The organism is Caballeronia choica (assembly GCF_001544535.1).
Classification (GTDB): domain Bacteria; phylum Pseudomonadota; class Gammaproteobacteria; order Burkholderiales; family Burkholderiaceae; genus Caballeronia; species Caballeronia choica.
In genome coordinates this window covers 47513-72231 of sequence record NZ_FCON02000009.1, presented here as the reverse complement: position 1 = coordinate 72231, position 24719 = coordinate 47513, and the positions used below count along the sequence as shown (strand labels likewise).

Here is a 24719-nt window from a genome sequence, read left to right as displayed (position 1 = left end):
TGATCCTCGCCGTGGGTGATGGATGAGCAGGGGAAATGGGCCGATTAAGCAACTGGACTTTCCTGTAGCGGCATTGATGCGTGATTCCAAATGCAATAAACAGTGCGGTTTAAGATCGATGTATATCGAATAATGTGTGGCGGGATGAATTAAGTCAAGCACCCTAGGGAAAGTCCCCGGCCAGGCGCACTTGAACGCGACGGGTGCGGCCTAAATGCGCTCCGCATGCAGCGGTGAGGATGGGCGGGCGCCACGCACCTGACCGTAGGCCAAAATTGAGAGAGGGCAGGTGAGGCGGGGTCAAGTGGACTGAGACGCAACGCCCCCATGATCGTTGACATATCTAAAGCCAAGTAGGATGATGCGATATAGGATAAACAAAGATCAATTTGATCGATCTCCCGGCCCGCATGGCTGGCCCGTGCTGGCGCTTTCGTTTCTACTGTTCCGCAACAAGGAGAAGAGGTAATGGGAAATCACAAGCTTCGGCTGTCTATCGCCGTTGGCAACTATGACCGCATGCGGCCGCTCATCGATGGGGATGTTCAGATCGACGGCGTTGATCCGGTCTTCATGCTGCAGGATCCTGAGGAGATCTTCTTTCGCGCATTTCGACACGCCGACTACGACATCTGCGAGCTGTCGCTCAGCAGCTATTCAGTGAAGACCGCTGCGGGTACGTCGGCCTATATTGCCGTGCCGGTCTTTCCGTCGCGGGCGTTCCGACATACGTCGATCTACGTGCGAGCGGACCGGGGAATCGACAAGCCTGAAGACCTGAAGGGCAAGCGCATTGGAGTACCCGAGTACCAGCTCACCGCCAACGTCTGGGTCCGGCTTCTTCTAGAGGAAGAGTATGGGGTGAAAGCGTCGGATGTGACCTGGGTGCGCGGGGGCTACGAAGATCCAGCCAGAGTCGAGAAGATCTCGTTGAACCTGCCTGACGACATCAAGCTGGAAGACGCTCCCGAAGGCGAAACGATTTCCAGCCTTCTGGCGGCGGGAAAGATCGACGCCGTCATCGGTCCGCGCGCGCCTTCCTGCTTTGACCAGGGCCATCCGCAGGTTCGGTATCTCTTCGACGATCCACATAAGACTGCGGCCGATTGGTATGCGCGCACCAAGCTGTTTCCGATCATGCACACGCTCGGTGTCAGAAAAACGCTCGCCGATCAGCATCCGTGGCTGCCGGGTGCACTCGTCAAGGCATTCGAGAAATCGAAGGCCCTCGCGCTCGCGCGGCTCAGCGAGTCCGGTGTGACCAAGATTACTTTGCCGTTTGTCGAAGACCAGTTGCGGGCGGCGCGCAAGCTGATGGGCTTCGATTTCTGGTCGTACGGCTTTGCCGAGAACGAGCAGACTATCGACCGCTTCCTGGCCCGGCATCATGCCGAGGGATTGTCCAGCCGTCCGCTTCAGGCGCGGGAGTTGTTCCATCCTGCGAGTCTCGAAAGCTTCAAGATCTGATTCCAGCGTCGAGCTTTGTCTGGGGCGACGCGTCGAAGCCGGGTGCGAGCCCCGAATGACAGGTCCTGGCTGATGGAAAACCGATTGTCCCGAATGTCGCGTGTCCGTCAACGAACAGGCGGGCATGCGAACACGATTCAAGATTCAACCGGCAGGCTACGTGAATTTTCGGCTAGGCCAACCGCACGTGTCGCGCGGACGACGATGTGGTCGCGCCTCTACGGCCGTGCTGTTGCCGCATGCGCGATCGCCGTGCGGCGACCAAACGTCAACGTCAGGCAGGGCCCGATTTCCGCTCCGGTCAATCGACCGCGGCCATTTCCAGTTCGGCGTGACGCGACAGACAGTCGAGGGCGACGCGGCTCTCGTGGAGACAGGCCTTCTGCAAGGCGCCTTCGGTCGGGAGCCGACCGTTGCGGGAAAGTATTGGCGTGCCGATTCGGTTGAATCCTTAGGGCAACGCTGATTAAGTCCTTTTGGCCTCTCCGAGAGCCTTGTCGCCACGTAGCTTTCGGCGAAATTCAGGTACTTGTTCAGCGTTGCCTTAGCTCTGTTTCGCGCTCACTTTTCTAGAGACCTCGGTGTCAATAGAGTAGCGTGCCGAGGTTGACGCTTCCAGTGCGCTCTCTCGTATCGAGGACCTTTTCCATTCCGTCCTTCCTCACCCGCAACTCGATGCGCGATGACGGCGCAATCAACCCGGAGAATCGGAAGTCGCCGAAATGGTCGGTCCTGGTTGCGCGTTCGCTTCCATCGGAGGAGTCGCGCAGGACAACTTCCGCGCCCTCCAGATTGCGCAGTCGACCGCCACCCAGGTCTTCGCAGACGTTGCCTGCCACCAGATGGCTGAGCGCATCGTCCAGGTTCTTGTAGAAGACGCGCGGCTTGGTGCCGAAGTCGGGGCGAATGACTGACAGGTGCTCTTTCTCGACCATGTCCGCCAATTGGGCGTCCTCTATTTTCAACGCACGGATCGCCTTGGTGGGGCAGGCCTGCGCGCAGCGCGGCTCTTTCCAGCCAGCGTCGAGCAGGTGAGCGTCGAAGTTCCAGTTCTGCGGCACTTGTTCCTGTTCGTTCCATTCGATCATGCCGTAAGGGCATGTCCCGACCAGATCGCGCCGGCCATGCGACTTGACCGGGTCGATCACGACAACGCCGTCCGGACGCTTGTAGATCGCGCCGTCCGATGCCGCATTGACGCAGGGTGCGTTGTCGCAGTGATTGCAGGTCTTCGGGATATAGGTGACATCGACGAGCGAGCCTTCACCGCGAATGTGACGTTCGATCCGGATCGTTTCCAGGCCTTCCGGCGGATGGGGCGCGGAATAACCCGGAAAGGCATTGCCGGTGTACTCGTCCTTGGTCGCGAGGACGCAGTTTCTGCAATTGATGCAGAGTGAAACATCAACAACCAGCGCCCAGCTGCTCACGCTGCTTTCTCGAGTCTTGAGTCCCATTTTTCCACCTCCACCCAGCAACTATTGGGCATGATTCCGTCCGCGGTCGGACTCATTTTTGAACCTGGCGTCAGGAGATTGAGACAGCCTCCGCGATCGACCAGGCCCACCGAAGTCTCGATCAGGTCGAGCACGGCGCACGACTCGTTGCCGCGCGTCACCCCCGCCTTGACGAGCTGAGAGACGTCCACGGCACAGATGACCGACGCCTGCGCGTTGTAGACCCGAACCAGATTGCCACGCTGTACACCTCGAATCTCCGCATCGCGGGGACTCATTCGCAGGACACAATATCGATACCCGCCGACCTCCATCCGGTGTTCGTCGATCATGCTGACGTGACTGTTCTTCCCGTCCGCATGCGTATGGAAGCTGTAGACCGGATGGTTGGTCACGAGCTGCAGCGGAAACGGTTGATTCGCGGCGCTGGAGCGGTTCATGTATCGGTTGACGGCCGGCCTTGCGGGATCAGTCTGTTCGATGCGGCGCAGGCTCGACGGCACGAACTCGAACTTGCCTGACTGAGTTGGCAGCCCGTCGCCGAAGCCGATCGAATACACACCTGGCAGCGGATTGGCTTCCGGCAAGTCTTTGTTGCGGCCCTCTGCAAACCAGCGCATGTCGACAGGCGGCTGGTCGTCGTCCTTCGGCGGCGGCACCACGTGATAGCCTTTTTGCAGGAACTTCTTCCAGGTGGTCTGCTTGGGCAAGTCCGTTGAATTGAACATCCGCTCGCACCAGGCCAATTCGGAGCAGCCGCCTTCCGAGTACATCCCGCCGTATCCCAGCCTGGTCAGGATTTCCAGGAAGATCTGATAGTCCGACTTGGATTCTCCGAGGGGCTCGATGCATTTGTGCTGCATGGTCACCACGCGGTGATTGAGCTGGCTCTGTGCATGCTGGATGTAGCCGCCGCAGTTGGCCCATTCGGAGATGTCGTCACGTTCGAGCGCGGTGCAAGCAGGCAGAATGATGTCGGCGAACTGGGCCTCGTTTTCCATCCAGATCGACTGGTTGACGATAAATTCGAGCGATGAATGGCGATACGCTTCAACGAGCCTGTTCGATCCTGGCGTTGTGCCGAACGATGACGAGCCGTAGCGGTACAGCATGTGGATGCGGGAATAGCCCGGCCTCGGATACGAGTATTCGGCAAATTGTCCCTCGATCGAGAAGCCGTCCCACGCGTAGCCTTCCGCCTTTCCCTGCACGATGGCTTCGGCGAGCCGTTGGCGGGGGACGGACTGCTTCACCGGGTTGATCGTGATGATGTGAGGCATGCGGCAGTAGTTGTTGGCCGCGCTCGCAGTGTTGTTCAGATCGCCTGAGATTCCGCCCTCGGCGTACCCGGGAAAGTAAAAATTGAGGTCCTGCGGTGCACCGATCTGCAAATTGCCGAAGTTGATCCCCGGCTTCCCCCACCCCTGCATTGCCATCATCATGACGACGCTTCGCGCCCATTGAGCGCCTGTCTCGGTGCGGCATGCACCACCAAAGCCTGCCCCGAGGCCGCCAGCCGCGAGATAGGTCTTCTTTGACGCCCACAACTGCGCCAGACTGCGGACATCCTTGGCGGGGACACCGGTTTCCGCTTCTTGCCACTCCGGCGTCTTCGGTAAGCCGTCCTCTTTGCCGAGGACGTAAGCGCTCCATTCATCGAAGCCCGTCGTATTCGATGCCACGTACGCTTGATCGTAGCTGCCGCTAACCATCCATTCGTGCATGATGGCGATCGCGAGCGCCGAGTCGGTGCCCGGCTTGATCGGCAGCCATTTCCCGCCAAGGAATTGAGCGGAGTGCGTCAGATAGGGATCGATATGCACGAACTCGATGCCGAGTTGCTTGGCCCATAGCCGGCGCTCGGTGCCTTCGAATCCGCCATAGACACCACTCGTCGATTCGGGATCGCTCGACCAGAACACGATGACCTCGGCATGCTGAAGGCAGTCCTCGGTCGTGCCGTAAAAGCTCGGCGTGCCGAGGCGCAGGCTGTTGCCGTAGTGATGCATCGCTCCCCAGTACCACCCTTCCCAACTGATCGGACTCGGTTCGACGCGGGTGTGTCCAATCAGGTTGCCGAAGCGCAGCATCGCGCTCAGGTAGTAGTTGATGTTCCCCCACTGGTGGTGTGCGCCCGTGGCCATGGCGATGGCCCCGGGGCCGTAATCCTTTTTCATGCGGCGGATTTCTCCGGCGACGATACCGAGCGCTTCGTCCCAGCTGATGCGTTCATAGCCCGAGATCCCGCGATTCTGGGGATTGCGCTCGCCATTGGGGTCGAAGTCGACGCGCTTCATCGGATAGAGGAGGCGCTTCTCGGAGTACACGAGCGATTTGAGGGAGAGCGCATGCGGGCTGACCGTCGCGCGCCGCGCCGGCGAAAAGCGGCGACCTCTCGCCGTGATACTCCAACTCGGTCCATCGTCCCCTTCCAGATCGATGGGCGTGGTGCGGACGATCTTGTCGTCCTTGACGAAGACGAACACAGGTCCGCCATTGGTGAGTGTGACGAAACGCGTGGTTCCGTCCTTCATCGGCGTGCCCTTGCGCCACGCAGCCGTCTTCATCGTGTTGACGAGTTGGCCGAACCACACGAGCTTCTCGTCGCTTCCGCCTTGCGTGATCTTGAAGTTCTTGAGCGCATCGATCAGGAACGCATGATCGGTTTTCGGCGCGAACATCTTATGTGCTGTCGCGGCGTCCATGAAGATGAGCTCTGCGTCGGGCTCGGCGCACACTCCCCAGCGTCCGGACACGCTGCCATCCTTGAAATGAAGCTGCCTCGCGAGACTGTTGTCTCTGAGCCGCAGCTGGATGACGCCATTTCCTGTGGCGAGATGCGCGCGCACGGACGGAAACCTGCGGGCCGCAATACGCAGGACAGCCGGCATGAGCCAGAGGATAAGAACAACGATTTTGCGCTGCATGAGAATGTCACCCCTGAGCAGAACTGCGCTCTGATTGGACACAACGACTGCCGGTCAGGCATCGGTCGAGCAGCCGGCTACCGGTGCTGGTCCGAGGCGTCGTTGCCGATAAGTAAAAAGTTACTTGCGTGAGTACGCATACTCCGATCACCCATTCCAGGCCAGTTTCAGGCGGCCACGGCATCGCGCGGCCCCTCGGTTCTCGGCTATGCCTTGAATGGATTTACCTGTCTCTCCGTGTTTCCGGGAACGATCCGCGACATCGGTCCCATGCTGTTCCGAATTGCGCCCCGATGAGCGAATTTTTCGGAGCAGCGCGACGCAGCGGTCGATCACGTGTATGATTTTATCTACGGCGAATCATCTGTAAAGAAATGATACCGAAAAAAATCAATCTATATCGAATGATGTAGGTTGGTGCAAGTAAAGTCAAGGGCTACTGGGGTGGGGTGTGCCCTGACTACCATTTGTTTGTGGCCCGGAAATCTGCCCGGTTTGCCCATTCATAAAGGAATGAGGGAATGTCCAAGTCGAATCCCAGCGTCGCCAAGACAACTTTCGATCGCGAGCCGGCAGGCGAGGCAGCCGCGAAGCTCTCGCCCGAACACTTTGATGAGCGTGGCCGAACTGTGCCATGGATGGCGAGAACCGTGCGCCGGCTCTATGACGCACAAGGCCAGAAAATTCTCGATAGGGAAAACCTTACCGTTGCGTATTGGTATTACCTTCGCGTACTGGCCGAGCGCGGCGAGTTGAACCAGCTCGAATTAAGCAAGCGAGTGGGGATTGCCTCGACGACCGCAGTGCCGGCACTCGACAACCTGGAAAAGCGCGGGCTCGTGCAAAGGGTTCGGGACCCTAAAGACCGAAGAAAGTATTACGTCAGTCTTAAGGACGAGGGTAGGCGCCTGGTCAACGACATGTTGCCGGAACTCGTGGACATGTTCTCGGCCTCGCTCGACGGAATTTCCCCGCGTGACATGCGGGTGTTCTGGAAGGTCGCGCATCAGATTGAGAACAATTTGATTCGTATGTCCAAGGACGAAGCGGCCCTGGACTGAAGGCTTCGAGCGGATGATTCCGTTCACGGGGGCGACAGCCCCGGCGTCATCGGTGCCTGCTGCAACCTCTCGAAGCAGACGCAATCTTTTCCCTCTCCAATTGGAGGGTGACGACGCACGTTGCAATGGTTGCCGAAGCCATTCTGCAGGCGGAACGAGCGCCCCATTTTCGTCTCCTTGCTTGTATTGTGGGAACGTCAGGGGCTGGCGGGCACGGACACGGATACCGGCGCGTCAGCCGGTATGGACGAATGCGTCGCTGAAGAAGTCGTCTTCGGGCAAGCCGGCCTTCACGAAGGCATCGCGCGCCGCGCTCGTCATCGACGGGTTGCCGCATGCGTACACCTCATATCCCGCGAGCGAGCCGAAGTCTTCGAGCACGGCCTCGTGCACGAAGCCGCGCCGGCCCGTCCACGCCTCGTCGGCTTCGGACAGCACCGGCACGAACTTCACGCGGCCACTGTCGTGCCATTTCTGCGCGAGTGCCGCGAGATAGAGGTCCTCGGCGCGGCGCGCGCCCCAGTACAGATGCAGCGGCCGTTCGAGCCTGCGCTTGATGGCGTCCTCGACGATCGACTTCACCGGCGCGAACCCCGTGCCTGTCGCGAGCAGCAAGGCGGGCCTGTCCGACCCTTCGCGCAGTGTGAACTCTCCGAACGGCAGCTCGATGCGCAGCCTGTCGCCCTTTGCGATGCGGCCCAGCACGCCTTCGGAGAACCGGCCGCCGGGTACGTGGCGCACGTGCAGTTGCACGCTGTCGTTTTCGTGCGGCGCATTCGCCATCGAATAGTTGCGCCGCGTGCCGTCATCCAGCTCGATCTGCAGATACTGGCCGGCACCGAACTTCGCGCGCACGCCCGCGGGCAACCGCAACTGCAGGATGCTGACGTCGTCGGCCGGCTGGGTGATGCGGTACACGGAGGCCTCGAGCGTCTTGCGCGCGACGGGGTCGCGCTTCTCGATGCGACGCGGCGCGATCGTCAGGTCCGTGTCGGGGCGCAGGCAGCACAGCAGCGCGCGCTCGACCGGCGCCACCACCGCGCCCTGCACGGGCGAACGCCCCGCGCCCGCCACGAGGCGTCCTTCGCAGGACGCGCAGACGCCCTTGCGGCACGAGTACGGCACCGCATAGCCGGCGCGTTCGGCCGCGTCGAGCACGGTCTCACCGGCCGCGCACGGGAACGATATGTCGCTCTCAGCGACGGAAATACGAATATCCAAGATGGGACCTCGATGCGTTGTCAGCCGTCGGGCAAAGTCCGGGGCGAAGTTCGGGGCGGATCAGCCGGCGGGCGCCGGCATCGGGTTTCACAGCGGCAACGCGAGCAGCGTGTCGATACGCGAGCTGTCGCACACGACGACGCGCTCGCGCAACCGCACGCCCGCCTCGTCGCGCACGTACACGTCGCAATAGCGGCCCGTCGCGAACAGGTCGGTGGTCCCGTCGCGCATGATGCGCGCGACCATGAACGAGGTTTCGCTGCGCGCTTCGGCGCCGTCGTCGCCGATCACGTACGGCTGCCCGAGCAGGTGGCGGTAGGCGTGGCGTTCATAGATATTGGCGTCGCGCAGCGACGCGACCCGGTCGACCAGCATGCCGTGCGAGGCTGCGTAGATCATGCTGCCCGCGAGGCCGCGGCGATGGTTGTCGGCGGTCGTGACTCTGTACACGCACGACGCGGTGAAGAACCCGGGCCACTGCCCGAGGTCGCCGTCGTCGATGCAGCGCGCGTATTCGGCCTGCGCGCGGGCGATCAGTTGATGGATGTCCTGCGTCATCATCAATATCCCATTGCGTTACGGTAAGCCTTCCAGAAGCCGCGAATCGAGGCTTCCGTCACGCGGCTCGCGCTGCTGGTCGTGCCGTCGCCGCCCATCTCGATCACCGAGCGTGCGTCGCTTGCCCCGTCGATGCCGCGCTGCACGAAACCGCCCACGCAGCCGTCTTCCATCGAGACATAGCCGGCCGGGCCCACGAGGTTCGCCTGGCGCAGACGCATTTCCCGCAATTCGGGCGTATCGTCCTCGAAGCCGAGATAGGTCCAGTTCAGTTCGGTCTGGCGCGCGCCGCGCGGCAGGATCCGGCGCACCGCGATGGCGTTCTGGATCTGCTGCAGCACGAAGCCCGGAAACACCGAAAGAATCTGCAGCGTGATGCCGTCGCCGAACTCATCGGCGCCCGCGAGCACCGACGTGTCCTCGAGTTGGTGGCCGCTCTCCGAACGGATCTTCTGGCCCGCGTAGTCGTTCGTGGCCGCCTGCGTTGCCGCTTCAGCCGCGTGATCGACTGCTGAATAGCTGACGTGATGCCCGCCGCTGGGGTCGACGATGATGCCGCCGCGCTGCGACAGCTTGTTCAACTGGAAAGTCGTGAAGAACAGATGCAGGATGCTCGCATGATAGGAATCCTTGACGTTCTCGAAATAGAGCTTCCAGTTGTTCGGCAGCATCTGCGTGAAGCGGCCGAGCACGACGGGCGTGCGGTTTTCGAGCACGCGCGCGATGCGTTCGACGATCTCCTCGCCGAGGTATTCGTCGAGCGGCGGCACGTCGTCGGAGAGGCTGCCGAACACGAGGCCGTGCAGCGTCGCCACGCGCAGCTTGCGCAAACCGTGATCGCCGAGGCAGAAGTCTTCCTTCATGCCCCCCTGGCCGTTGATGCCGTCCCGGAACGCGACGCCAAGCAGATCGCCCTGCAGGCTGTAGGTCCAGGCATGGTAGACGCAGCTAAAGTCCTTCGCGTTGCCCTCGTCCTCCAGGCAAACCATCGCGCCGCGATGCGCGCAACGGTTTTCGAATGCATAGAGTTCGCCGTCCGTGTCGCGCGCGACCACCACGGGAGCATCGCCGACGAACGTGCTGCGGAAGTCGCCGGGATTCGGCACCTCGGCTTCGAGGCACAGATAACTCCAGTTCGGACCGCGAAAGATCGCTTCCTGCTCGTCCGCATAGACTTCGTCGCTCTGGAACAGCGCATAGGGCACGCGCGTGACGCCCTCGGCGGGCCACTCGATGCTGGCGCGCCGCGCCGGCTGGATGGGGATGATGTTCAAGTTGACGACTCCTTGGCGGGGCGTTTGACGAATACAGGTTGCGAGGACCGCGGCGGGACTCTGGTTGACAGCCTCGCCGGAATGTGTTCGAATAACGTACATTGTTCGGTATGTGATCCAATATGACACCCATCAAAAGCCCTGTCAAGACAGAGGCCGGCGCGTTGTCGCCCGACAAGGAAGAGGCCGGGACAATCCAGGCCCGCGCAAAGGAAGGCATGGCGGGGCTGGCCAAGGGGCTGGCGATCATCGAGGCGTTCGGCGCGAACACCACGCGCATGACGGTCTCCGATGCTGCACATCTGGCTGACCTGAGCCGCCCCGCGGCGCGGCGCTGCCTGCTGACGCTCGTCGATCTCGGCTATCTCGCGCACGACGGCAAGTTCTTCACGCCGCTGCCGCGCATGCTACGTCTGGGTAGCGCATACCTCAGCACGTCGTCGCTGACGCAGATTGCGCAGCCGTTGCTGGCGAGCGCGCGCGACAGGCTGCAGGAGTCCGTCTCGCTGGCCGTGCTGGACGAGGGTTTTGCGGTGTTCATCGCACGCGCCGAGGCGGTCCGGATCGTGTCGACGGGCGTGAAGCTCGGTGGCCGCCTGCCCGCCTATTGCTCAGCCACGGGACGCGTGCTGCTCGGCGGCCTGCCTGAACAGCAGATGCGCGCGCACCTCGAAAGCGTGCTTATGAAGCGGCTCACCCATCGCACGGTGGCCAATCTCGACGGCGTGCTGAAGGCGATCCGGCGCGCGGCAGAGGACGGCTACGCGATCAGCGACGAGGAACTGGAAATCGGCATGTCGGCAATGGCGGTACCGGTGAAGAACAGCGCCGGGCAGATCGAGGCGGCACTGAGCGTGAGCGTATTTTCAGGGCGCGTGAACATCGAAACGTTGCGGGAAAACTTTCTGCCAACGCTGCGTGAAACGGCGGAGCGCCTGCAACGCTCGCTATAGGAAGGCGTGCTCCCTACCGAGGATTCCTGACGTAGGGTGCGGGCGCACTCATGCGCACTGGTGCCGATCGGAACCAGTGCGGCGGCCAGAGCCTGACCGCGTAGGACCGCGGCGCAACGGGGGCAAGTGATGGGTGGCTCCCAGCACCGGGTCCTTCGCCATCCGCCCGGGCGTCGTATAGCCGACGATTTTCGCGGCCACCGAGGCCGATCAACCGCGCGAGTGCGAGCCACCGCGCAGGCTCGCTGACCTTGCCACGCAGGGGAAAGGTGGAACGCTATAACAGCGCTGCAAGATGACGGCGGGCGATTTCAAGTTCGGGCAGCAGGTGTTCCACTACGCCTTCGCGCGTCATGCGGCTTGTGGAGACCGAAAGGCTCATGGCTGCAATCATTTCGCCACGTGTGTTGGAGATCGGAACGGCGATCGACCGAATACCGATCTCCAGTTCTTCATCGATGATGGCGTACCCGTGTCTGCCCACAAATTCAATCTCTTTCATGATGCTGCTGGTCGTAGTACGGGTGTGAGGCGTCAGAGCGGGACGTGCCATTCTGTTCAGCATGAATTTCACCTCGGCCGGTGGTCGTCCTGACAGCAGAACGCGCCCTGTGGCGCTGCAGTAAGCAGGCAAGCGCGAACCAACACCCAAGCCGCTGGCCAGGCTGCGCCGATGCGTTGAGCGCGCGACGAACACTGCATCTTGCGAATCCAGCACAGCGATCGAGGCAGCCTCTTGCGTGCGTTCGCTGGTGATCTCCAGGATAGGTTGTGCGACCTTGGTCAACGGATCCGAGACCACATAGGCGTAGCCCAGCCGCAGGGCGCGTGGTGCCAGGACAAAACTGTGACCATTCTGCGCGGCATAGCCCAGCCTGCACAGGGTCAGCAAACTGCGTCGTACCGAACCCTTCGTATGGCCGGTTATCTCTGCCGCCTGTGTCAGTGTCAATGGCCCCTTCTTCATACCGAATGCTTCGATGATGGACAGCCCTTTTTCGAGGCCCATCACGTATTCCGGTTCGCTTTCCGATGATTCTTTCCCGCCCGTGTCGGACACCATAAACCCTCACGAAATTCGAATTCCGTACAAAAGTCCGGTATGCGGACATTCTAGCCGGATCTTTGACATCTGATCAGGTATGTAGCGAAATGCCAGCAAAGGGGCCTGCGGTTCCCGGCGAAACGGGCCTCACTCATTGCTACCTGACTACCTGAAGTCTTCTGACTTGCGAAGGAAACCATGAAACCTGAATTACCCAAACGCCTTATTGTCACCGGCGGTGCCAGCGGCATTGGCTACGCTTTCAGCGAACACCTTGCGCAGTTGGGGCACCGTGTCGTCATAGCCGACCTGCGTGGCGCCGACGAAGCCGCAGCGCGGCTTCGCGAGTCCGGACATCAGGCCATCGGCGTGCGCACGGACGTTGTCAGCGAAGCGGATGTCGCTGACATGACGGCCGCAGCAGTCTCGGAGTTCGGCGGAATCGATGGCCTGGTCAATAACGCAGCACTCTTTACCACCCTGACGCTCAAGCCGTTTGAGCAGATCACCAATCAGGAATGGATGCGGGTGATGGAAGTCAACACGCTGGGCCCATTCAACTGTGCGAAGGCGGTGTTGCCGCACCTGCGCCAAAGCGGTCGGGGGCGCCTGGTGAACATCGCTTCCACTGTGCCGATCAAGGGACCGGTGAATATGGCGCACTACGTGGCCAGCAAGGGGGCGGTCATTGCCTTCACGCGTTCGCTTGCGCGGGAACTGGCGAAGGACCTCATCACGGTCAATGCGATTGCCCCGGGCTTCACGCTGAGCGACGGCGTGCTGCAGACCGACCTGCAAGACCGCATTGGTGAAAACGCCCGTACTTCCGGCCGCTGTATCCAGCGCGATCAGGTGCCAAACGACCTCGTGGCGGCGCTCGCGTACCTGGTCAGTGATGGTGCGGGCTTTGTCACCGGCCAGACGCTCGCCGTGGACGGCGGAAGTGTGTTCCTATGAGTCAGACCGCCATGGACACCACAACCGCACATTACGAAGCACTCAGCCTCTACATCGGTGGCCGTTTCCTGAGCGCCGACGGGCGGCCCGAACAGGATGTGATCAACCCGTCGACCGGCAACGCATTCGCCCGATTGCCGCACGCCATGCCCCAGGATCTGGATGATGCCGTGAGCGCAGCGGCCGATGCATTCCAGACCTGGCGGCACGCGTCGGCAATCGAACGCTCAGCGTTGCTGCGCCGTGTCGCCTCGTTGATCCGGGAGCGAACTCCGCAGATCGCCCGTAACATTACGCTCGACCAGGGCAAGCCTTTGGCCGAAGCCATTCAGGAAGTACAGAACTGTGCTGAGCACGCTGAATGGCATGCGGAGGAGTGCCGGCGTATTTATGGGCGTGTGATCCCGCCGCGCACGCCAGGCGTGCGGCAGACGGTCTCCCGTGAGCCCATCGGTGTTTGCGTTGCGTTCACTCCCTGGAACTTTCCCTTCAACCTGGCGCTACGCAAGGTGGTCGCTGCCTTGGGCGCGGGCTGCACGATGGTACTGAAGGGCCCGGAGGAGTCGCCAAGCGCAGTGGTCGCGCTGGCGCGCATATTCCACGATGCGGGTTTGCCGGCAGGATGCCTCAACGTCGTCTTCGGCGTGCCGTCCGAGGTTTCCAGGCATCTCATCAACGCTCCGGCGGTCCGAAAGATTTCGTTCACCGGCTCCATCTCGGTCGGCAAACAACTGGCGTCGCTCGCCGGCGCGCACATGAAGCGCATGACGATGGAACTGGGCGGCCACTCGCCGGTGCTGGTGTTCGATGATGCCGACGTAGAACAGGCAGCGCGGTATCTCGCGCGCACCAAGACACGCAATGCCGGTCAGGTCTGCATGGCACCAAGCCGCTTCTTCGTGCACGAAAAAGCCTATGAGCGGTTCGTGGACGCCTTCGCTGCCGAATACGCGCCGCTACGGGTCGGAGACGGCCTCGATCCCGAGACCCAGATGGGACCGCTGGCCCACGAACGACGCGTCGACGCAATGCAGGCGCTGGTGACGGACGCTCGGGAGCGCGGCGCATCGCTGGTTTGTGGTGGCAGCCGTCTGGCTGAAACAGGCTACTTCTTCGCGCCGACCATCCTCACCGACGTGCCCGATAGCGCACGCCTGATGATCGAGGAACCGTTCGGACCCGTCGTGCCGATAACGAAATTCGGCAGCACCGAAGAGGCCTTGTCGCGTGCCAACGCGCTGCCGTACGGGCTGGCTTCCTACGTGTTCACCAGTTCCATTGCGACCGCCGAACACGTCGCTGGCCGTATCGAGGCCGGGATGGTCGGCATCAACCATTACGGCCTGGCGCTGGCCGAGACGCCGCTCGGTGGCGTGAAGGATAGCGGCATGGGCAGCGAAGGCGGCAGCGAGACGTTCGATGGCTACCTCGTAACCAAGTTTGTGTCGCAAGCCAGTGCGGTGCCCTGACGATCACGCGAGCGGAGCTCTGCGTGAGTGACGCCTGCATGAGCAATCCTTCATGCAAAAAGCGCCATATGAACGTTACTTGCCGACGTCGACCAAGGAAAGTGAGAGGCGGCGGAGGCGGTTGGAGAGCGAAGGAGGTGGACAAATGAGCAGCAAGCCGCATGATGCAGGACCCCCCCTGGTGCAACTCTGGAGCCGTGACGGATTCCAGGGGGCGCTGTCCGTCGTGACCCGGCCGACCTACGCGCCTGATTATCTTTCCGTGCAGGGGCCGCACGCACCGCGGCGAGCCGTGCTTGACCGCTTGACGCCTGACGATCAGGACGACCCTGAGGCTCTTCCGACCACCGTGGCGACTTCAAGGGTCGGCGTCAAACTGCATGTGTCGGGACGGCGCAAGCCCATGCCGTACGTCGTGCGCAATGTCGAAGCGGACGAGATTCATTTCATCCAGTCCGGCACGGTCAGATTCGAAACGGACGTGGGCTGTCTCTCGGCGACGGAGGGGGACTTCGTCTGCATTCCCCGATCCGTCGCGTATCGATATGCACCGACGGGCGATGCCATGCGAAGCATCATCGTCGAGAGTCCTTCGGCCCTGAAGCTCGCGCCGCCCGCGCCAAGTGGCCTGCTCAACGTTGCGCGCGATCTGAAGTATGCCGAGGTCGACTCCTCCATGCCGGCCGGCGGCCCGACGCGGCTGGTGCTGAAAACCCTCGACCCCGAGAACACGGTCTTCACGATGCCGCATGATCCGCTTGCGCTCGGCCTGCGCTTGTCGGAGTCCGTCCCGGTGTGGAAGCTGAATCTGGCCCATATCCAGGTTCACGCCTACCTGCCTGAGGGCGGTCCGCCGAGCCAGTTTCTGTCATCGAGCGCAGGCGACCTTCTGATGTTCAACCTCAGCGCGCGTCCTGGTGGGCGGCCACCGGTTCACATCAACGCCGACTTCGACGAAGTGATCTGTTACGTGCGGGGACCCGGTGTCTGGGGCGGGTGTGCGGAGCCCGGCACGTTGACCTGTGTGCCAAAGGGGGTCATCCACCATGGGCCGTCGGAGGACGTTCCCGAGGGCTATCAGGCCTGGTTGCTGGAAACACGCGCGACGCTGCGTTGGACACCGAAGGCCATTGCCGCGTCAGAGCTGATGGAGACGGGCCAATACGGGCCGCATCCGAGTGCGGGCAAATGATCGGCGTGACGTTACGCGTCGATGTACCTCAGGCGTAATGGCCCAGACGCTCAGACAAGCGATGCACCATTCCAGGCATCGCCAGCAGTCTTGAGTGAGTGAAGTTAGTTCGTCAAGCCTTTATTCCGCCGTTTCCGGGCCGCATCGAGCGGCTCGGACGATGCGCTGTGGCCACCGCGTTGTCCGGGCTTCACGTCAGCGTGCGGGCCAGGTCGGATGGCGTCCCGCGAGCGGAATTCGCTTCTGGCCGTATCTGGCAAAGGGCGGCGGCCTTTTGATACAAATGACTCAATGGTTTCGAGGATGCGATGAAGAAACGTTTTCGAGTGGGTATCGTAGGAGTGAGCACGGAGCGCGGGTGGGGTACGACAGCTCATATTCCTGCGTTGCGTGCGCTGTCCGATGTATTCGAGATCGCCGGCGTGGCAAACACGAGTCTCGCGAGCGCAAAGGCGGCGGCTGCTGCCTTTGGCATTCCGCGCGCGTTCGAGAACGTGGCGGAGTTAGTGGCCTCCCCGGATATCGACGTCGTGGCCGTAACGGTCAAAGTTCCCTACCATCGCGAAGTTGTCACTGCGGCTTTGGAGGCGGGCAAGCATGTCTACTGTGAATGGCCGCTCGGAAACGGCCTTGCAGAAGCCATCGAGCTTGCAGAACTCGCCAAGCGGAGCAAGGTACGGGCAGTGGTGGGCACCCAGGCCACCGCGTCGCCCGAGGTAGAACTCGTGCGCAAGATCGTGGCTGACGGATACCTGGGCGATGTGTTGTCGTCGACCTACCTTGGCAGCGGTCCTACCTGGAGTGACGAAGTCACGCGCGGCGACTCCTACGTCATGGATTCGCGCACCGGCGCAACCATGCTGTCGATCATTGGTGGGCATGCACTCGCTGCCATACAAAGTGTGCTCGGCCCCGTCGACGAGGTGGGGAGCGTGCTGTCGCAGCGTCGGAAGACCGTGCGTATCGTCGAGACGGGCGAAACGATCCCGATGCAAACACACGATCATGTGATGGTGAATGCCGTTTTGAAGTCGGGAGCACCGTTGTCGCTGGAGCTTCGCGGCGGCCTGCCGCGCGGCACGCGGCTGCTGTGGGAGATCAACGGAACGCTGGGCGATCTGCGCATTACCGCGACGAATGACCAGGTTCCCGTCATCAATATCTCGCCATTGCGCGTGGAGGCTGGCCGGAGGGGTGAACAGGGGTATAGGGAGGTTGAGGTAGCGAAGTCGCACCACGTCGATTTCGTGGATACGGACCTTGCGCGAAATGTGGCCGCCATCTACCGGCAGATGGCCGAGGACCTGGTTCAGGGAACCAGCATTGCCCCTGATTTCGATGACGCGGTAGCCCTTCACAAGGTGATTGATGCCATTGAGAGATCGGATCGGACACGCAAGCGCGTGCGAGTCGACTGATCGGCGTCCGGATCGTGGATTCGTTGAGCGGTTGATAAAGAGGGGCAGCTCGATATGCTTGCCAACGGATTCGCACCGGTAGCTCTATAGGCGACTTTCAATCAAGGTAATCCCAGAGAAAATGGCACGATGCGGCGCCCTGAAAAGAGGTGGCTCGCCTTGAAATGGCATTGAGCGCGTAGCCGCCCTGAACGATATCGACGGCAAGCCGAACACTGCCGCCGTCTAGTTCCTCATCCCTCCGCGACCGACAGGCACCGATCCCGCGGAGCGTGTCCAGTTACGACTTACACATCTTCTGCGATCTGCGCGTCGACTCGCGAGTCAGCCGGCTGGCAGGCTCGTCCGTCGTTGCATTGCACCACGCTCAAGAAGAATCAGGCGACCACTGATTGCAGCGAAGAAGCGCCACGCAGTCAGCTGCGACATCGCCGATCGCAGGCACGTCCGCTTTGAGACGGACTCCCATGTGACATCCGTGGCCCGCGCGACATGGATAGGGAGATTCCCGAGGGTCCTTGACTTTGTTAATTCCAAAACACATCATGCTATATAGAGCGATCTGATGTTGAATGATCGTGTGCAAGATGATGTGCACGAAAACTCGAATCGGGTGGTTCGCTTTCGACGCTGTCTTGTTGGCCCACTGCCGTCGGTCGTCTTATGTGACGGTATTCCTGCAGGCGATGCTTTGTCGGATGGCGCGAGCGGAGGACGGCCTATTGGTCTCCGTGCTTGCAGGGCTTCGTGTGGAGGCAAAAGTAATGCAATTCAGCAGTCGAATTCTGGGCCATGCCGGCAAGTCACCGCCTCCTCATTCCATCTGTTTATTTTCGCGCTATCGAATTCCGCTGTCGAAGCTATCAATCCGAATTTCTCCGCGCTTCCTGCAGACAAGCTCAAGGAAGTCATTGCACAGTAATTGTTCGAGACGAATCATGAATGACCATAAAACGCTGCTGCAGGTCGATGGTGTCACCAAGATATTCCCCGGAGTCCGGGCGCTCGACAACGTGACGTTCTCGGTGGTCGAGGGCGAGGTACACGGTCTCGTTGGCGAGAATGGCGCAGGCAAGTCCACGCTCATGGCCGTCGCATCCGGCGCCCTCGTTCCGGAGAAAGGGCGCGTCCTGATCGACGGCACGGAAACGCGAGGCGACACGGAGCAGGCTCGCCAGTTGGGGTTGGCAATCGTACGGCAGGAACCGGCGCTCATGCCCGACCTGACCGTAGCGGAAAACCTTTATCTCGGCGTGCCTGCCGAGCAGCGGCCGTCCTTGATGGGAGTTGCGCAATGGGCGCGCGGGCTCCTGAATCAATGGAGCGACGATGTCGCGATCGATGCGAACGAGCGCGTGGTGAGCTTGAGCCCCGAGCAGCGGTTCATCGTCGAAATCGTCAAGGCACTTGCGGCAAAGCCCAAGGTTCTGGTCCTCGACGAACCGACCGAACATCTGTTGGCGGAAGACGTCGACCGTTTGTTCGAGCGCATCCGCAAGATAACGGCGTCGGGTTGTTCGGTCGTCTATATCTCGCACCGGATCCGCGAGGTGCAGAGAATTGCGCATCGCCTGACGGTTCTTCGCGACGGTCAGGGCCAGGGCACCTATGAGGCCGCAGGCCTTAGCGAACAGGAAATCGTCGAACTGATCGTTGGCGGTGCGCTCGACCGCGAGTTCCCGGCCAAGGGGAACAATGGCGGCGCAAACGTCATTCTCGACGTGACAGAACTGCGTGGTGCCGGCTTTACCGACATATCGGTTCGGGTCAAGAAAGGCGAGATTGTCGGCCTCGCGGGGATCGACGGCAACGGCCAGCGAGAATTCATGCGGGCCCTCGCGGGACAGACGCGAAGCCGCGGTAGCGTCGCGGTGGTCGGCGTTCGCGCGAAGCTTCATAACGCGCAGGCTGCCGCCGGTTCGGGCATCCGTTATCTGCCGGGCGACCGTCATCGCGAGGGCATTTTCGGCGAATTGTCGGTGCGCGAAAATTTTTCGATCCGCAGTCTCCCGTTCGATTCCATCAAGGGCTGGGTGAGCCAGCGCAGCGAAGCCAAGCGCGCCAGGGACGCAGTGACGCGTTTCGCTGTCAAGACGCCGTCCATCGACACGCCCATTCGTACCCTGTCGGGCGGTAACCAGCAGAAGCTTGTGCTGGCGAGTGTGCTCGCCAGTCGTCCCAAGGTGCTGCTGGTCGACGAGCCGACCCAGGGCGTGGACATTGGCGCACGGATGGAAATCTACAAGGTGCTTCGCGAGGCCGCAGCTGCAGGCACCGCCGTGATCGTCGTTTCGTCGGATGCGCACGAGGTGGCGGGACTCTGTGACCGCGTGCTTATCTTCTCGCGCGGCCATGTCGTCAAGGAATTGGGCGAGAACGCCGTCAGTGAGAACAACATCACGTCTGCCGTCCTGACTTCGACGACTGAACGGGAGAAGGGCGCTTCCCGGACCTCCGGGCTCTGGAAGTGGGCTGCGGGGGATTGGGCGCCGCTCATGATGCTTGCCGTTGCAGTCTGTGCGCTCGGCCTGTATGCGGCGCACGTCAATCCGGCCTACCTTTCTGCGCGAAACTTGAGCGGCGTGCTGGCGCTCGTGGCGACACTGGCTATCGTCGCATACGGGCAGCAGATGCTCATGCTGGTCGGCGGGATCGATCTTTCGGTCGGGCCGCTCATGGGACTGATCGTCGTCATCCAGTCGTTCTTCCTTAATGATGGCGCCTCGCTGGGTCATCAGCTCTCAGGATGGCTGATCGTGTTGCTCGTCACCCTCGCCGTCGGATTCGTGAACTGGATGCTGGTCAACCCGTTCCGGTTGCATCCGATGGTGGCGACGCTCGCAACATACATGGCGCTTCAAGCGGTGTCACTGCTTCTGCGCCCGGTTCCTGGCGGCCTGATCAAGGATTCCATCGTGGAGTCGATCGGTGCCCAAATCGGCTTCATACCCATTGTCGCGATCGTGGCAATCGTGCTTGCCGTGGTACTCGAAATCGCGTTGTTCAAGTCGAGGGCCGGTCTCACACTGCGCGGCGTGGGCTCCCGCGTCGAAGCGGCGCGCATGTCCGGCGCCCGCCCGCAACTGACGTCGCTCGCCGCGTACATGGGGTGTTCGTTCCTTGCGGGCGTCGCTGCCGTGCCCATGATGGCGCAGGCCGGCTCTGGCGACCCCAGCGCTGGCATCAACTACACGCTCGGAAGCGTTGCAGCGGTGGTGATCGGCGGCGCAAGCCTGTTTGGCGGACGCGGGTCCTTCGTCGGTTCGCTGTTGGGTGCGCTACTCATCATTCAGGTGAACGTCGTCACCTCATTCCTCGATATCGGCGACTCGTGGCAATCGTACCTCTTGGGCGGGATGATCCTCGCGTCAGTCGCGCTCTATTCCAAGAGCAGAGAAATGGTGGTGGCGAAATGAAAAACGTAATGCACAATCAGGCGGAAGTCATGTCGGAATTCCTTGAGCCCTCTAAGTCGAATTCAAAAGCAAAGCCGGCACGGCTACCTGCGATTGATGAATTTTCATGGATCTGGGTCGGGTTGATCCTGCTCTTCGTGTGCAGTTCCATCGTTGCGCCGGGCACGATGACGCGAGGCTCGATCCTGGCCATGCTGCCGTTCGCCGGCATTCTTGCGATCGTCGCGACGGGCCAAACGCTGGTCATCCAGCAGCGCGGGCTGGATATGTCGGCAATCGGTATGGTTTCGCTCGCGGGCATTGTCATGGCCAGAACGGGGTTCGGGTTCAATTCAATTGTCCTTGCCATCATTTTTACCGTCTGCGTCGGCGCGATCGTCGGAATCGTCAATGGTGCGCTCATCTCGAGGGTCGCGATTACGCCGCTGGTGGCGACGCTTGCCGTCAACGCGCTGCTGATTGGCTGTGCACGCTCGTTGACCGGTAACGTTCCGGTTGACGTCCCGACCGTCATGCAAACCATTTCGCACGCCCAGTTCCTCGGGCTCCCGGCCAACGTCTGGTTTGCCTTCGCGTTCGTAACGACCGCGTGGATCATTACCCGCAAGACCACGGTAGGGCGCAGGTTCGTCGCCGTGGGGGTGAACCCGCGCGCGGCCGAAGCCGCAGGCGTCAACGTGCTGAAGTACAGGATCGGGGCTTACGTTGCCTCCGCCGTTTGCTTTTCCGCGGCGGGCATGCTGCTCGCCGGATTCATCGGAAGTGGGTCGCAGACTTCGGGTAACGACTACCTGCTGCCGGCGATCGCGGCGGTGGTGGTCGGAGGCACGCCGTTCACCGGCGGCCGAGGCAGTGTCGTCGCGAGTGCCGTGGCCGCGCTGTTCATGGCGCAACTCGGTCAGCTCGTGCTGGCGCTTGGCGCAGGCCCCGCGGTTCAGCTTCTCGTCCAGGCCTGCGCGATTCTGTTGGCGACGACGGTACGTCATCTTCCGGGATTCCTGCGAACGCTTCGCACGTCAAGGGCGTAGTCGTTTTGCGCTCTGTCCGCGCTGACGATCGTCGAGGGTTGTGCGGGGCGGTATGCAGGAATGCGCGTCCGCAATGCGGCTGGCGGATGCGAATTGATCAGATCTGGACAATGTCGGTTTGCAATTAGTAATGCAATGGTTCGCTTTGTTCGCTTATGGCTTGTGGCAGAGCGAAGTAGATCGAGGCAATTGAAAGCCTACGGTCTGTCTGTGCGAATCAGTGGTAAGGCAAGGCCTTTATAAGGTGCGGCCCCGAAAGAGGGCTCCGCGTTGTTCATGGAGATAATTTTTCGTTAAGGATTGCAAAGTGAAGAAACTGACATTACTCGTCGCTTTGGCGGCCATCGGGATCTGCAATGCAAATGCTCAGAGCTCTGTGACTCTGTACGGGCGCGTTGCGGCTGGCATCGACTACGTGACAAACGTAGCGACACCGACCGGCCAGTCAAACAACAATCTCAGGTTCGGAAGCAACCAGTACGGATACAGCTGGTTCGGCCTGAAAGGTGACGAAGACCTCGGAGGGGGATTTCATGCGGTCTTCAAACTCGAAAGCCTTTTCACGTCAGGAACGGGTCAGATCCCGCCCGACACGATCTTTACCCGCGATGCCTATGTAGGCTTGTCCAACGATAAATACGGAAGTATCTGGTTCGGACGAGCGATGAGTCTCACCGACGAAACCGGCTGGTACCTTGATCCGCTAGGGGAACAGGTGGGGACAGGCATTGCAAACTTCGCTTTCGGACGCGCGTGGGGTCCGCGATCGAACGTCATTACTTACAACTCGCCCACCTGGGCTGGCTTCTCGTTCCGGGTACAAGACGGCTTCGGCAATGTGCCAGGTAATTTCCAGGGCGGACGTCAGTTCAGTGTGAGCGCACAGTACACCCTCACGAGTTTCGCTGCATACGGAGTGTACGAAGAACTTCGCGACGCGAACGGAAAATTCTCGAGCCTTTATGCCGCATCGCGCGAATACATGGCTGGCGCCACCTACGTAATCGGTCCTGTGAAGTTTTACGCCGGCTACCAGCAGCTTGTCTCGTCAGGGCAAGACACGGTCGCCGATTCCTTCAACCCCTACGGGGCGACCCGGGCCCAGCAAGAGTGGCTTGGCGCCACTTATCAGGCAACCGACGCTCTCGCCCTGCAGGCCGGTTGGTATCACGGGAACGTGAATCATGGCGGCGGCACCGGGAATCTCGGTGCCATCGACACCACCTACTACCTGTCCAAACGGACGTTCCTCTACATGACCGTTGGAGCGATGTTCAACGGCAAGCCGTCGGCGTTCCCGGTGGAAACGGCCGACTCCCAGCCGCTGCCTGGCCATAACCAGCAAGGCGGCTACTTTGGCATCATGCACTTCTTCTGAGTGCAATTGATGGCAGGGAAAGGATGCTTGGCGCTGACCGATAACCCGGGGCGAAGGCCATGGGTTACACCATCGACGATCAGATACGCAGGGCGGTTGGGTCTGCGGGACGCGGGGAACTTCTGTTTGGCAACTGATATGACAGAAAGCGTTGCCCATCCTCTGTATTGATCTTGTCGATCCACTTTGGTTTTTGTGCGCCAGTCGTGCCCACCGCCCAAGCTTGAAGGTAGTCGAGCGAGAACGTGACGGCTCTCTCGCGGAGACCGACCGAACAGCCCAGGCAAGCGAAAGCCATGCGCACGCTGGCGTCCATATAGGGATTGGGGTCGTCCACCCCTTCCATGATTGCCTGAATGCAATGCGCTGTTGCTCCTCTTAGGAAGTCGCTGGCAGCATCGATTCGCTCATAGTGAAACTGACCGGCTGCTTTTCCGTTCCGCAGGTCGAGTGTCATGTATCGTGCGACCAATGTATTCTGAGGCCAAGCGTCAACTCGCGTTACGTAGGCGGCCCACGTTTGGTCCAGAAGGGCACGTAACAGAAAAAGCCGGCATCCCACGGAGACGCGCTCCCACGGTTCTACGAGCTCGCTGTAGAGGGGCAAAATATCCGTGGTCATCTGATTGCTTAGCTCTTCTCCGATCGCTGCCATCACTTCGTCCAGTGAGGTGAAGTGGTTGTAGAACGTCGCTCGAGATACCTTCGCTTCGCGAATGACGTCATCGATCACGGGCCTCGGTCCGCCACGTCGAACATAAACCCGCATTGCGGCGTCCAGCAGCCTGGTCCGCATCAAGAAGCGTTTCCTTTCAGATGACCTGGTTTGAGGGTCCACTGTCTTTCCTGTCTGTGGGTGCTTGCCTTATTGACACTTCGTCATACTGACAAAGATGAGTATCGAAAACCCCTACATTCACTGGTTCGGCTTGCCTGGATAACGCCGTCAACTTATATTTTACTCGTCTGGAAATGATATGTGTATCGATCAGCCAGTTCCAAACTCTCTGCGTGCTCAAGCTCAGTACATGTGGTCGTATGCGAAAGATTGGCAGCAGATCGAAAATGCCCTACTGGCCGATTGCGTGGAAACATTCAATTGAACGGTGCTAACGGAATATTCCTCAACAGATTTGAAAGATGATTCTCATAATGGAAGATACTGTGATATCCAAAGATAAAAAGCTCCATGATGGAAAGACGCTTCGCGCATGTATGGGTCTTTTCGCAACCGGCGTAACAGTGGTCACGTATCTGGCGGATGGAGTGCCGACCGGTATGACCGCCAACGCGTTCATGTCCGTCTCGCTTGATCCACCACTGGTTCTGGTTTCGGTTAGAGCCAACTCACGCTTCAACAATTGGGTGCGACCCGGTGTTCGATATGGGATCAACTTTCTCACGGAAAGCCAGAGACCGCTAAGCATGCATTTCGGGGGAAGTCCGGACGATGGACTCGAGGTGCCGTTTGCAGATGAGGGAGGAACTCCCATTCTGGATGGGTCGCTAGCGCAGATTGTTTTGCGCACTGTAGATGTACATCCGGCCGGAGATCACTACCTCTTCATCGGAGAGGTCGAATACGTCCGGTTCGGTGAGAATGAACGTCCGCTGGTGTTCTATAGCGGGAAATATCGACAGATTCTTACCCACCTTCCCCTGGTGTGGGCAAACGGTTCGGTTGAGGGGTGGTAGCAGTGGTTAGGCAATGTCTTGTTACGCGTTTGGAAAGTCTAGCCTGTGGGTGAAAATTTGGTGTGTCCGTCTCAACTTGCCGTTCTTCGTGTCAAGCGTGGGAAAGAAAGCGAATTAGATTCCGTGCTTGACCGGGTGCTCAAGGCCAGTGGGAGGGGAAACGGGTTTATACCTTGCGACCGGTATCTGGATCCAAGCGACCA

18 protein-coding genes are annotated in these 24719 nt (G+C 60.6%); 11 read left to right on the top strand and 7 right to left on the bottom strand.

Features of this window, described 5'->3' with window-relative positions; all coding sequences use genetic code 11:
* Nucleotides 1-468 precede the first annotated feature (468 nt).
* On the top strand, nt 469-1467 hold the full coding sequence (locus AWB68_RS06255; RefSeq protein ID WP_087643480.1) for an ABC transporter substrate-binding protein: 999 nt from the start codon (nt 469-471) through the stop codon (nt 1465-1467).
* Nucleotides 1468-2051: 584 nt separating this feature from the next.
* On the opposite strand, the gene AWB68_RS06250 is transcribed toward AWB68_RS06255, so the two are convergent.
* Nucleotides 2052-2924, bottom strand: a complete 873-nt coding sequence (locus AWB68_RS06250) for a 4Fe-4S dicluster domain-containing protein (protein WP_087643479.1) — start codon at nt 2922-2924, stop codon at nt 2052-2054.
* Nucleotides 2894-5851 (bottom strand): molybdopterin-dependent oxidoreductase, encoded by a 2958-nt coding sequence (locus AWB68_RS06245; RefSeq protein ID WP_087643478.1) that lies wholly within the window; start codon nt 5849-5851, stop codon nt 2894-2896. The genes AWB68_RS06250 and AWB68_RS06245 overlap by 31 nt, the downstream gene beginning before the upstream one ends.
* Nucleotides 5852-6372: 521 nt before the next feature.
* On the opposite strand from AWB68_RS06245, the gene AWB68_RS06240 reads away from it, so the two are divergent.
* On the top strand, nt 6373-6912 hold the full coding sequence (locus AWB68_RS06240) for a MarR family winged helix-turn-helix transcriptional regulator (RefSeq protein WP_087643477.1): 540 nt from the start codon (nt 6373-6375) through the stop codon (nt 6910-6912).
* 234 nt (nt 6913-7146) lie between these two features.
* Here the strand turns inward: AWB68_RS06240 and AWB68_RS06235 are convergent, their stop codons facing one another.
* From AWB68_RS06235 to AWB68_RS06225, 3 genes are all read right to left on the bottom strand, one after another.
* A complete protein-coding gene (locus tag AWB68_RS06235) occupies nt 7147-8133 on the bottom strand; it encodes a 2Fe-2S iron-sulfur cluster-binding protein (protein WP_087643476.1) in 987 nt (328 codons plus the stop codon).
* Between the two features lie 87 nt (nt 8134-8220).
* The gene (locus tag AWB68_RS06230; RefSeq protein ID WP_087643531.1) at nt 8221-8691 is read right to left on the bottom strand and encodes an aromatic-ring-hydroxylating dioxygenase subunit beta; all 471 of its coding nucleotides are present in this window, start codon (nt 8689-8691) and stop codon (nt 8221-8223) included.
* A 2-nt stretch (nt 8692-8693) separates the two neighbouring features.
* A complete protein-coding gene (locus tag AWB68_RS06225; RefSeq protein ID WP_087643475.1) occupies nt 8694-9965 on the bottom strand; it encodes an aromatic ring-hydroxylating dioxygenase subunit alpha in 1272 nt (423 codons plus the stop codon).
* 122 nt (nt 9966-10087) lie between these two features.
* On the opposite strand from AWB68_RS06225, the gene AWB68_RS06220 reads away from it, so the two are divergent.
* Nucleotides 10088-10918 (top strand): IclR family transcriptional regulator domain-containing protein, encoded by an 831-nt coding sequence (locus tag AWB68_RS06220; RefSeq protein WP_087643474.1) that lies wholly within the window; start codon nt 10088-10090, stop codon nt 10916-10918.
* Nucleotides 10919-11195: 277 nt separating this feature from the next.
* On the opposite strand, the gene AWB68_RS06215 is transcribed toward AWB68_RS06220, so the two are convergent.
* Nucleotides 11196-11981 carry an IclR family transcriptional regulator domain-containing protein gene (locus tag AWB68_RS06215; protein WP_235028234.1) on the bottom strand — a complete coding sequence of 262 codons (786 nt, stop codon included), beginning with the start codon at nt 11979-11981 and terminating at the stop codon, nt 11196-11198.
* Between the two features lie 180 nt (nt 11982-12161).
* Here AWB68_RS06215 and AWB68_RS06210 point away from each other — a divergent pair, with 180 nt between their 5' ends.
* The 7 genes from AWB68_RS06210 to AWB68_RS06180 all read left to right on the top strand — a co-directional run bounded on the left by AWB68_RS06210 (nt 12162) and on the right by AWB68_RS06180 (nt 22821).
* Complete coding sequence (locus AWB68_RS06210) at nt 12162-12920, top strand: SDR family NAD(P)-dependent oxidoreductase (protein WP_087643473.1); 759 nt, start codon at nt 12162-12164, stop codon at nt 12918-12920.
* A gap of 11 nt (nt 12921-12931) precedes the next feature.
* Complete coding sequence (locus AWB68_RS06205; RefSeq protein ID WP_087643472.1) at nt 12932-14389, top strand: NAD-dependent succinate-semialdehyde dehydrogenase; 1458 nt, start codon at nt 12932-12934, stop codon at nt 14387-14389.
* Between the two features lie 145 nt (nt 14390-14534).
* Complete coding sequence (locus AWB68_RS06200; RefSeq protein WP_087643471.1) at nt 14535-15581, top strand: homogentisate 1,2-dioxygenase; 1047 nt, start codon at nt 14535-14537, stop codon at nt 15579-15581.
* Between the two features lie 308 nt (nt 15582-15889).
* Nucleotides 15890-16999, top strand: a complete 1110-nt coding sequence (locus AWB68_RS06195; RefSeq protein WP_087643470.1) for a Gfo/Idh/MocA family protein — start codon at nt 15890-15892, stop codon at nt 16997-16999.
* A 938-nt stretch (nt 17000-17937) separates the two neighbouring features.
* A complete protein-coding gene (locus AWB68_RS06190; RefSeq protein ID WP_087643469.1) occupies nt 17938-20415 on the top strand; it encodes an ATP-binding cassette domain-containing protein in 2478 nt (825 codons plus the stop codon).
* Nucleotides 20331-21443, top strand: a complete 1113-nt coding sequence (locus AWB68_RS06185; protein WP_235028233.1) for an ABC transporter permease — start codon at nt 20331-20333, stop codon at nt 21441-21443. The genes AWB68_RS06190 and AWB68_RS06185 overlap by 85 nt, the downstream gene beginning before the upstream one ends.
* 307 nt (nt 21444-21750) lie before the next feature.
* Nucleotides 21751-22821, top strand: a complete 1071-nt coding sequence (locus AWB68_RS06180) for a porin (protein WP_087643467.1) — start codon at nt 21751-21753, stop codon at nt 22819-22821.
* 79 nt (nt 22822-22900) lie between these two features.
* Here the strand turns inward: AWB68_RS06180 and AWB68_RS06175 are convergent, their stop codons facing one another.
* The gene (locus AWB68_RS06175; RefSeq protein ID WP_087643466.1) at nt 22901-23617 is read right to left on the bottom strand and encodes a TetR/AcrR family transcriptional regulator; all 717 of its coding nucleotides are present in this window, start codon (nt 23615-23617) and stop codon (nt 22901-22903) included.
* Between the two features lie 356 nt (nt 23618-23973).
* Here AWB68_RS06175 and AWB68_RS06170 point away from each other — a divergent pair, with 356 nt between their 5' ends.
* Nucleotides 23974-24516, top strand: a complete 543-nt coding sequence (locus tag AWB68_RS06170) for a flavin reductase family protein (protein WP_087643529.1) — start codon at nt 23974-23976, stop codon at nt 24514-24516.
* Nucleotides 24517-24719: the final 203 nt, after the last annotated feature.

Bases quoted from the DNA above. Each gene is read 5' to 3' on its own strand.
- AWB68_RS06255 (WP_087643480.1), top strand. From the start codon at position 469: ATGGGAAATCACAAGCTTCGGCTGTCTATCGCCGTTGGCAACTATGAC.
- AWB68_RS06250 (WP_087643479.1), bottom strand. From the start codon at position 2,924: ATGGGACTCAAGACTCGAGAAAGCAGCGTGAGCAGCTGGGCGCTGGTT.
- AWB68_RS06245 (WP_087643478.1), bottom strand. From the start codon at position 5,851: ATGCAGCGCAAAATCGTTGTTCTTATCCTCTGGCTCATGCCGGCTGTC.
- AWB68_RS06240 (WP_087643477.1), top strand. From the start codon at position 6,373: ATGTCCAAGTCGAATCCCAGCGTCGCCAAGACAACTTTCGATCGCGAG.
- AWB68_RS06230 (WP_087643531.1), bottom strand. From the start codon at position 8,691: ATGACGCAGGACATCCATCAACTGATCGCCCGCGCGCAGGCCGAATAC.
- AWB68_RS06220 (WP_087643474.1), top strand. From the start codon at position 10,088: ATGACACCCATCAAAAGCCCTGTCAAGACAGAGGCCGGCGCGTTGTCG.
- AWB68_RS06215 (WP_235028234.1), bottom strand. From the start codon at position 11,981: ATGGTGTCCGACACGGGCGGGAAAGAATCATCGGAAAGCGAACCGGAA.
- AWB68_RS06210 (WP_087643473.1), top strand. From the start codon at position 12,162: ATGAAACCTGAATTACCCAAACGCCTTATTGTCACCGGCGGTGCCAGC.
- AWB68_RS06205 (WP_087643472.1), top strand. From the start codon at position 12,932: ATGGACACCACAACCGCACATTACGAAGCACTCAGCCTCTACATCGGT.
- AWB68_RS06200 (WP_087643471.1), top strand. From the start codon at position 14,535: ATGAGCAGCAAGCCGCATGATGCAGGACCCCCCCTGGTGCAACTCTGG.
- AWB68_RS06195 (WP_087643470.1), top strand. From the start codon at position 15,890: ATGAAGAAACGTTTTCGAGTGGGTATCGTAGGAGTGAGCACGGAGCGC.
- AWB68_RS06190 (WP_087643469.1), top strand. From the start codon at position 17,938: ATGAATGACCATAAAACGCTGCTGCAGGTCGATGGTGTCACCAAGATA.
- AWB68_RS06175 (WP_087643466.1), bottom strand. From the start codon at position 23,617: ATGCGGACCAGGCTGCTGGACGCCGCAATGCGGGTTTATGTTCGACGT.
- AWB68_RS06170 (WP_087643529.1), top strand. From the start codon at position 23,974: ATGGAAGATACTGTGATATCCAAAGATAAAAAGCTCCATGATGGAAAG.